At 63.3% G+C, this 8,823-nt stretch carries 7 protein-coding genes; all 7 read right to left on the reverse strand.

Annotated elements, in window-relative coordinates; translation table 11 throughout:
- Positions 1-343 precede the first annotated feature (343 nt).
- Complete coding sequence (locus Q1L50_RS17270) at positions 344-3,352, reverse strand: DEAD/DEAH box helicase (protein ID WP_300341159.1); 3,009 nt, start codon at positions 3,350-3,352, stop codon at positions 344-346.
- A gap of 273 nt (positions 3,353-3,625) precedes the next feature.
- Positions 3,626-4,120: a YajQ family cyclic di-GMP-binding protein gene (locus Q1L50_RS17275; protein WP_300341162.1), complete on the reverse strand. Its 495-nt coding sequence runs from the start codon at positions 4,118-4,120 to the stop codon at positions 3,626-3,628.
- Positions 4,121-4,240: 120 nt separating this feature from the next.
- Positions 4,241-4,552 carry a pyrimidine/purine nucleoside phosphorylase gene (locus tag Q1L50_RS17280; RefSeq protein WP_300341164.1) on the reverse strand — a complete coding sequence of 104 codons (312 nt, stop codon included), beginning with the start codon at positions 4,550-4,552 and terminating at the stop codon, positions 4,241-4,243.
- Between the two features lie 3 nt (positions 4,553-4,555).
- Positions 4,556-4,765: a DUF2788 domain-containing protein gene (locus tag Q1L50_RS17285; RefSeq protein WP_300341167.1), complete on the reverse strand. Its 210-nt coding sequence runs from the start codon at positions 4,763-4,765 to the stop codon at positions 4,556-4,558.
- A 19-nt stretch (positions 4,766-4,784) separates the two neighbouring features.
- Positions 4,785-6,014, reverse strand: coding sequence for an argininosuccinate synthase (locus Q1L50_RS17290; protein ID WP_300341170.1), 1,230 nt, complete (start codon positions 6,012-6,014; stop codon positions 4,785-4,787).
- A complete protein-coding gene (gene argF / locus Q1L50_RS17295; protein ID WP_300341173.1) occupies positions 6,007-6,969 on the reverse strand; it encodes an ornithine carbamoyltransferase in 963 nt (320 codons plus the stop codon). The genes Q1L50_RS17290 and argF overlap by 8 nt, the downstream gene beginning before the upstream one ends.
- A 9-nt stretch (positions 6,970-6,978) precedes the next feature.
- Positions 6,979-8,154 (reverse strand): aspartate aminotransferase family protein, encoded by a 1,176-nt coding sequence (locus Q1L50_RS17300; RefSeq protein WP_300341175.1) that lies wholly within the window; start codon positions 8,152-8,154, stop codon positions 6,979-6,981.
- Positions 8,155-8,823 lie beyond the last annotated feature (669 nt).

Consider the following 8,823-nt stretch of genomic DNA (forward strand, 5'->3'; position numbering starts at 1 on the left):
CCGTGGCCAAGGATGCCATGCAAGCTGTCGAGTCCAGGCTGGAACGAAACCCACTTCTACCCAAGTGGGACATCTTGATCCGACCGGCCTGTGCGGTATGAATATTCGTAGAGATCACCTAACCTGGCCCCGGAGCAAGCAGCGCGGCCAGGGCCCGACGCATGCCGCGTTTCGCCGCGCGCGGGTGATGGTGACCGCGAAGGCAGGCCGCTGGACGCTGCTGCGATGAGCGGTTTCGAAAACTGCCGCCGGCAACTGGCCGGCCTGGAGTGAGCGCGCCAACCGCGCCAGCGCCCGCATCCCGCTGTCCGGGCCAGAAGGTCGCCGGCTCTGCGCGGACGACTCAGGCAGGTAGCGGTGCGAACAGCGCGGCGATGTCGTCGCTCCCAAACTTGGCGCGAACCCCATGATCGGCCGACAGGATGCTCGCCGCCAGTTCGGCCTTGCGCTCCTGCAGGGCGAGGATCTTCTCCTCGATGCTGCCGGCGACGATCAACTTGTAGACAAACACCGGCTTGTCCTGACCGAGGCGGTGAGCCCGATCGGTGGCCTGGTTTTCTGCCGCCGGGTTCCACCAGGGATCGTAGTGGATGACGGTGTCGGCGGCGGTCAGATTCAGTCCGACGCCGCCGGTCTTGAGACTGATCAGGAAGACCGGCACGTCGCCCGCCTGAAAGCGGCGCACCACCTCCTCGCGATCCTTGGTCTCGCCGGTGAGCAGGACGTAGCCGATGCCGGCAAGCTTCAGTTCCTTTTCGATCAGCGCCAGCATGCTGGTGAACTGCGAGAAGAGCAGGATCCGCCGCCCCTCCTCGACCTGCTCGGGGAGCATCGTCATCAGCAGATCAAGCTTGGCCCGCTCCTTGACCTTCAGCGCGGCCTTCGCCCTGACCAGCCGCGGGTCGCAGCAGACCTGCCGCAGTTTCAGGAGTGCGTCGAGAATGACGATCTGACTGCGACTGAAACCCTTGCTGGCGATTTCCACCCGGACTTTCTCGTCCATCGCCACGCGCACCGTCTCGTACAGATCGCGCTGGCTACCGGCGAGCTCGACCTTGCGCACGATAATCGTTTTCGGCGGCAACTCACGCGCCACCTCTTCCTTCTTGCGACGCAGGATGAAGGGACGAACGCGGCGGGCGAGCAACTCGCGACGTTCCGTGTCGTCCTGCTTTTCGATCGGCGTACGCCAGTACTTGGTGAAGTTCTGATTGCTGCCGAGAAAACCGGGCAGCAGAAAGTCGAACTGACTCCACAGTTCGCCCAGGTGGTTTTCCAGGGGAGTTCCGGTCAGGCACAGGCGATGCCGGGCGGTGACCTTGCGGACCACCTCGGCGCCCTGGCTGCGCGCGTTCTTGACCGTCTGCGCTTCGTCAAGAATCAGCAGGTGGTAGCGGTGCCGGGTCAATTCCGCCGCATCACGCCAGAGCAGGGGGTAGGTGGTCAACACCACGTCGTGCTGCGCGATCTCGGCAAACCTGCTCTTGCGCTCGGGGCCGTGCAACGAGAGGATCGACAGCCCCGGTGCGAAGCGAGCCGCCTCGTTCTTCCAGTTGAAGATCAGCGAGGTCGGCAGAACGATCAGCGCCGGACGATCCAGCCTGCCCCCTTCCTTTTCGAGCAGCAGGTGGGCCAGCGTTTGCGCGGTTTTGCCCAATCCCATGTCGTCGGCCAGAATCCCGGACAGCTTCTGGGCGCGAAGAAACTGCAGCCAGGCCACCCCTTCGGTCTGGTAATGCCGCAGCTCCAGCCCCAGTCCGGTGGGTGGATCGATGTGCGCAATGCCTTGCGCCAGCCGCAACTGGTCGGCAAGCGCCAGGACATCCCGCTGTCCCCGGAACATCCAGCGACTGAGATCGTTGAGTTCCACCAGGCGCGGGGCATCGAAACGCGAAAGGCGCAGGGTATTGCCGCCGGGAAAGCCGTCGAAGAGGTCGATCAGCGTTGCCGCCAGCGGCTTCAAGCGCCATGCCGGCGCTCGCACGCGCTGCCCGCTCGGCGTCACCAGTTCGATCACTTCGTCGTCGGCGATCTGTGCCAGCAGGCTGGCGTCGAGCCAGCGCCCGTCTCGCCGGAACAGCGCGGCGAGCAGCGGCGCCAGAGGCAGGCGCTGGCCTTCGACGATGACTCCCATGTCGAGGTCGAACCAGCCATTCTCCGACTCGACAAGGTCGGCATCCCAGGCCTCGACCTCGAGCTGGCGATGGCGAAAGTCGTCGCCGAACTCGATCTGCCAGCCAGCGCCACGCAGGCGAGGCAACTCGTCGCGCATGAAGGTGGCCCACATGCCCTCCAAGGCCAGGCCATACGCATTGTCCGGCGGTCGCCCGAAGGTCTGCAGCACGTAGCCCGGGACTTTCTCGAGACCGGACGCCGCCGACACGTCCATCAACTGCTCTTCGCGCGCTCGCTGGCGCTCGATGCGAACCGTCTCGCCGCTAGCCAGAATCGAGAAATCCCGGGTGTCGTCGGGTTTCACTTCGACCTCGGCGTAGCGGAAAACTGGCAAGGCGACGTCGAAAGGTCCGCCCCCGTAGGTGGCAAGGTATTCTCGCCAGCCGCGATTGCCGAGCGTCTGCAAGGTCTGCAGACGGAGCACCGGCACGGGGTCGGCGGTGATGTTGCGGATGCCGGTACCGGCGTCTTCCGGGTCGCTGGGCAAGTCGCCAGCCGGTTCGGTCAGGGCTTCCCCCACCAGCGCCGCGGCGGTCGCCGAGAGCGGCGGCAGCGAGAACAGGCGCGCGACGACCGCCGGGTTACCCGACACCTGCAACGGGCCAACCAGCCGCCGGTCGGAATCGACGTACCAGGGTGCCGGCAAGGGGACAACCAGACTGGCGACCGGCTCCGGCGTCAGCAGGGGAACCCGCCGCCCGTCGCCGTTCAGCCGCCAGCTGAGAGTAGCCGGACGCGCTACGGCCAGAGTCAAGGTCGAAAAATCGTCCTTGCGGCAGAGGCGGCCACTTTGCGCCATCAGTTGCAGCACCTCGCCACCGTGCAGCGGCCCCAGGCCAAAAACCCGCAGGCCGGTATCAAAGGAACGCTCGGCCCAAAGCAAGCGCAGAATGTCGCGATCCTCGTCGGTGACGAAACGCGGTGGTTTGCTCAGCGCACGATCGAGACTCCACAGCTCGTCGGCACTTTCCGGGTCGCGGCCCTTGTTCACGGTCACCCCGAAACCCCGGAGGTCCGGCGTCCACTGCAAGAGGTAAAACAGGCGCTGGCGATTCGCCGCTGGGCCGCGGTCCTTCTTGCTGACGGCCACGGCCACCCGCCGCAACTCCTCGGTCCACGAGAGGGCGCCAAGCTCGGATCGGGTCGCGGGCACCGGCAGCTCGACCGGCTTATCCAAGCGGAAAACCATGCCCGCAGGAAACGCTCTTGCGCTGCCGGACCGCAAGTCGGAGGGGCGAACTGATCGGCAAAGCACTCAAGATCTGGCCTCGCAACGGCAGGTTCATCGGTTGTCCGCGGTCCGGCGACGCCAGACAGCTTGCTTCCATGGCGAACAAGAACCGCCTAGGGTAGCACAAGCGCACCGCGAGATGCGGCAAGCAAGCGCCCCGGACAGGGCTCGAAGGTGTCGCTGGCTGACGCTTGGAGGCGCACACACCGTGCGCAGCGATCAGTCGCGAAAATTGCCGTATTTGATCGGGAAATCGCTGATCGCCTTGGTGACCGCCGCGATACAGGCTTGCAGATCGTCGCGCTTGGCGCCGGTGACCCGCACCGCGTCACCCTGAATCGATGCCTGCACCTTGAGTTTCGAGTCCTTGATCAGCTTGACGATTTTCTTCGCGAGTTCCGACTCGATGCCGACCTTGATTTTCAGATCCTGCTTGACCTTGTTGCCGGAGACGCGCTGCACCGGCTGGCTATCCAGCCGCTTGGTGCTTTCCTTTTCCTTCTTCTCCATGGCCGGAAAGAGCAGGTCCTTGATCTGGTCAAGCTGAAAATCGGAGTCCCCGTAAAGGGTGATCAGTTTGTCCTTCTCGTTCAACTCGACCTTGGCACTGGTTGCCTTGAAATCGTAGCGATTGTCGATGGCCCGCCTGGTGACGTCGATGGCGTTGTGCAGGGCCGCCATGTCGGCTTCTGAGGAAAAATCGAATGATGGCATGTCTTTTCCAGTTGAGAGTTTGCTTTGACCGAGCAACAATCTGCCTCAGGGTGGCGACGGTTGGCAGCCGCGACCGTCATCCCGGCATCCAGGCGCGATCAGCCGCGTCGCCCACCGAGCCTATCCGAAATGGCAGACGTAGTGATACACGTCATCGCAGGCGATCTCGAACGACGAGTCCGCCGGCACTGCAAAGGACTGGCCCGCGCCATAGGCCTTCCACTGGCCTTCACCCTGCAGCCGAACACGGCACGAACCGCCTACCCCCTCCATCACTTCCGGAGCGGTGGTCGTAAACGTCAGCGAAGAAGGCAGGATGACGCCGAGCGTTTTCCTGCTCCCGTCCGGCAGCTCGAGGGTGTGGCTGACACACTTGCCGTCGAAGTAGACATTGGCCTGCTTGACCACGCTCACGTTATCAAATTGCGACATATTTCACAGTCCCCAGAACTTTTCCATGAGCGTCTTGGCAATGAAGCCAAGCATGCCGAATGACAGGACAAAGAACAGGACGATCGTTCCCGTCTTTCCGGCCTTGGATTTCCAGGCGATCTCGCCGATGATGAACAACATGAAGAGCATGAAGGCACCGATCCCGAAGGTCATGCCGAAATCAGAAATCTGCTCTTCCGTCAGCCCGAGCATGACGAGGCACCTCCTCTTGTTAGCGCTTCCGCCCCGCCAGCCTGGCCGCGATGCGCATCCGCAAAGCGTTGAGCTTGATGAAACCGCCGGCATCCTTCTGGTCATAAGCACCGGCATCATCCTCGAAACTGGCGATCGTCGAGTCGAACAGCGAATCGGACTTCGAATCGCGGCCGACGACAATCACGTTGCCTTTGTAGAGCTTCAGCCGCACCCAGCCATTTACCGACTGCTGGGTATGATCGATCAGGGCCTGCAGCGCGCAACGTTCCGGACTCCACCAGTAGCCGTTGTAGATCATGCTGGCGTAGCGCGGCATCAGGTCATCCTTGAGGTGCGCGACTTCCCGGTCGAGGGTGATCGACTCGATAGCGCGGTGCGCGCGCAGCAGGATCGTTCCGCCCGGAGTCTCGTAACAGCCGCGCGACTTCATGCCGACGTAGCGGTTTTCGACCAGGTCGATGCGGCCGACACCGTGCTTGCCGCCCAGCCGATTGAGCAACGCCAGCAACTCGTGTGCCGGCAGGCGCGCGCCGTTGATCGAAACCAGGTCCCCTTTCTCGAATTCGAGGTCGAGGTACTCGGCGGCGTCCGGCGCCGCTTCGGGTGACACCGTCCAGCGCCACATCGACTCTTCGGCTTCGGCGGCCGGCTCTTCGAGGTGACGGCCCTCGTAGCTGATGTGCAGCAGGTTGGCGTCCATCGAATACGGTGAGCCACCCTGCTGGTGTTTCATTTCGACCGGAATGCCGTGCAACTCGGCGTAGGCCAGCAACTTCTCCCGCGACAGCAGATCCCACTCGCGCCACGGGGCAATGATCCGGATATCCGGCTTGAGCGCATAAGCACCCAGTTCGAAGCGGACCTGGTCATTACCCTTGCCGGTCGCCCCGTGCACTACCGCATCGGAACCGGTTTGCTCGACGATTTCGATCATCCGCTTGGCGATCAACGGCCGGGCGATCGAGGTTCCGAGCAGGTAGTCGCCCTCGTACACGGTGTTGGCGCGAAACATCGGGAAAACGAAGTCGCGGACGAACTCCTCGCGCAGGTCGTCGATGTAGATGTTCTCTGGCGCGATGCCGAACTTCAGTGCTTTCGGACGCGCCGCCTCGAGTTCATCGCCCTGACCGACGTCGGCGGTGAAGGTCACCACCTCGCAGTGATAGGTGTCCTGCAGCCACTTCAGGATCACCGAAGTATCCAGGCCACCCGAATAGGCAAGAACCGCTTTGTTGACCTTACTCATGGCATTGCTTTCCCGCGTGATTTGAATTCGTGGAAACTTCTACCCGGCCAAGCAGGAGATACTCCAGCAGCGCCTTCTGGGTGTGCATGCGGTTTTCCGCTTCGTCCCAGACGACGCTCTGAGCGCCATCGATCACCGCCGCCGCGACCTCCTCACCGCGATGTACCGGCAGACAGTGCATGAACAGCGAACGCGGACCGGCAATACGCATCATTTCGAGGCCAACCTGCCAGGCCGCGAAGTCACGCCGCCGCTCGTCGTTCTCGGCTTCGAAACCCATCGAGGTCCACACGTCGGTGGTCACCAGATCGGCGCCGCGCGCCGCGTCCAGCGGATCGGCGAAGTGCTCGAAGTGGCCGGTGCCATACAGGCCGGCGCGCGCCGGTTCGACTTCGTAGCCCGGCGGGGTCGACACATGCACATTGAAGTCGAGCACCTCGGCGGCCTGCAGCCAGGTGTTGCAGACGTTGTTCGAATCGCCGATCCAGGCCACCGTCTTGCCCTGAATCGGGCCACGATGTTCGATGAACGTGAAGATATCGGCGAGGATCTGGCAGGGGTGATACTCGTTGGTCAGACCATTGATCACCGGCACGCGCGACTTGGCCGCAAAACGCTCGATCATCGACTGCTCGAAGGTTCGGATCATTACCACGTCGCTCATCCGCGAGATCACCTGTGCCGCATCCTCGACCGACTCGCCACGCTGCAGTTGCGAATCGCGGCTGTTCAGGTAGATCGCCGAACCGCCGAGTTGCTGCATGCCGGCCTCGAACGACAGGCGGGTACGCGTGCTGGCCTTCTCGAAGATCATCACCAGCGTGCGGTCGCTGAGCGGCCAATACTTCTGGTACGACTTGAACTGCCCCTTGATCCACCGCGACCGCTCGAAGAGATGGTCGAACTCAGCGCGGGTGAAGTCCCTGAACTGCAGAAAATGCTTTACGCCATCCATGGCAACTCTCTACCGGGGGCCAAGAAAATCGCCGATCAGCGCACCCAGACGCGAGACCAGTTCGCGCGCCTCGTCGGCACTGAAGTTCAGCGGCGGCAGCAGGCGCACAACCTTCTCGTCGGTGACATTGATCAACAGGCCAACCCCGAGCGCGCGGCTGACCAGTTCGCTGCAGGGTCGATCAAGCTCGACGCCGATCATCAGGCCCTGGCCGCGAATGGCGACCAGGCCTGCGCGGCCGGCCAGCGCCTGCGCCAGCCCCTCCCGAATCAAGCGACCGACCACCACCGCGTTGTCGATCAGGCCGTCCTGTTCGATCACCGCGATGGTCGTCAGCGCGGCGGTCGTCGCCAACTGATTGCCGCCGAAAGTCGACCCGTGCTTGCCGGGTTTGAACAGCCCGGCCGCTTTGCCAGCCGCCAGGCAGGCGCCGATCGGCACGCCACCGCCTAGTCCCTTGGCCAGGGTCACCACGTCCGGCCGAATACCCGCGTGCTGGAAGCCAAACCAGGTGCCGGTCCGGCCGGTGCCGCACTGCACCTCGTCGCAGATCAGCAGCCAGTCCTTCTCGTCGCACAGGGTCCGCAGACCGCGCTGGAAGCCGACGTCGGCGATATTGATCCCGCCCTCGCCCTGGATGATCTCCAGCATTACCGCGACGACGTTGTGGTTGGTCTTGGCAATCGCGCGAATGGCTTCGAGATCGTTGTAGGGCACGCGGACAAAGCCCGAAACCAGCGGCTCGAAACCGGCCTGCGCCTTGCGGTTGCCGGTCGCCGAAAGCGTCGCCATGGTCCGCCCGTGGAACGCCTTCTCCATCACCACGATCGCCGGCCGCTCGATTCCCTGACGGTGACCGCGGAAGCGCGCCAGCTTGATCGCCGCCTCATTCGCTTCACAGCCCGAGTTGCAGAAGAAAACCTCTTCCATGTCGGCCAAACCCGCCAGCTTGTCGGCGAGTTGCTCTTGCTGCGGAATCCGGTAGAGGTTGGAGCAGTGCAGCAAACGCCCGGCCTGCGCAGCGATCGCCGCGACCAGCACCGGGTGGTTGTGGCCAAGCGTGGAAACGGCAATCCCCGCCAGGGCATCGAGGTAACACTTGCCCTCGGTATCGGTAAGCCAACTGCCGTCGCCATGGCTGAAAGCGATCGGCAAGCGGGCGTAGGTATTCATCAGGTGCGACATGGGCCACCCATTGCAGAGCATTTGAAACTGAAACGGCGGCTCGCGCCGCCGGATAACGATACACGCACGCGGACCACTTCGGTCCGGTCCGACGCACATCGAGAAGGCTCGTGCACCGGATTACAAGGGCAGGGATTCTACCGGAAAAACCTTCTCCTGCATAGGAAGCACGGCCGTTTCCAGCCCTGACGCATGAGCCCGCCGAATCGACAGTGCTTGCCGGTTACGCCCGCTGTCTCCGCCAAGGGGGGTCGGATGGGGGGTGGCTATCGGCAAGGGAGCGCTTGCGGCGCGGGTGGTGTGGGGTTCAGTCAGAGGGACACAAGAGGTTGTGGGAACTCTGTTACGATCGCCAGGCGAGCCTTTCCCGGGGCGGGGTGCGCCGCGCGCCTGGGAAGATGCGTTGGGCAGGCCTGGGCAAGGTTATTCGAGTTGCAGCAGGAACAATTCGGCGAGAAGCGCACGCAGGCGTACCGGGTCAAGCCAGGGCGCGGCACAGGAGTTGCGGATGAAGGCGATGGCGCCGCGCACACCGAATTCGTGATCCTATTTTCCTGTGCGCCGTGACAAGGCGCTGTTTTCCAGCGGGTGCGAATCCCGCCCGGCAACTTTCGCTCCGGCCGGTAGCAACTGGAGCAGTCGTGGAGGTAACGAAGCGGCTGAAGCCTC

Source organism: Accumulibacter sp. (assembly GCF_029255145.1).
GTDB lineage: Bacteria > Pseudomonadota > Gammaproteobacteria > Burkholderiales > Rhodocyclaceae > Accumulibacter.

Coding starts and splice junctions, on each gene's coding strand:
- Q1L50_RS17275 (WP_300341162.1), bottom strand. CDS start 4,120: ATGCCATCATTCGATTTTTCCTCAGAAGCCGACATGGCGGCCCTGCAC.
- Q1L50_RS17290 (WP_300341170.1), bottom strand. CDS start 6,014: ATGAGTAAGGTCAACAAAGCGGTTCTTGCCTATTCGGGTGGCCTGGAT.
- argF (WP_300341173.1), bottom strand. CDS start 6,969: ATGGATGGCGTAAAGCATTTTCTGCAGTTCAGGGACTTCACCCGCGCT.
- Q1L50_RS17280 (WP_300341164.1), bottom strand. CDS start 4,552: ATGTCGCAATTTGATAACGTGAGCGTGGTCAAGCAGGCCAATGTCTAC.
- Q1L50_RS17300 (WP_300341175.1), bottom strand. CDS start 8,154: ATGTCGCACCTGATGAATACCTACGCCCGCTTGCCGATCGCTTTCAGC.
- Q1L50_RS17285 (WP_300341167.1), bottom strand. CDS start 4,765: ATGCTCGGGCTGACGGAAGAGCAGATTTCTGATTTCGGCATGACCTTC.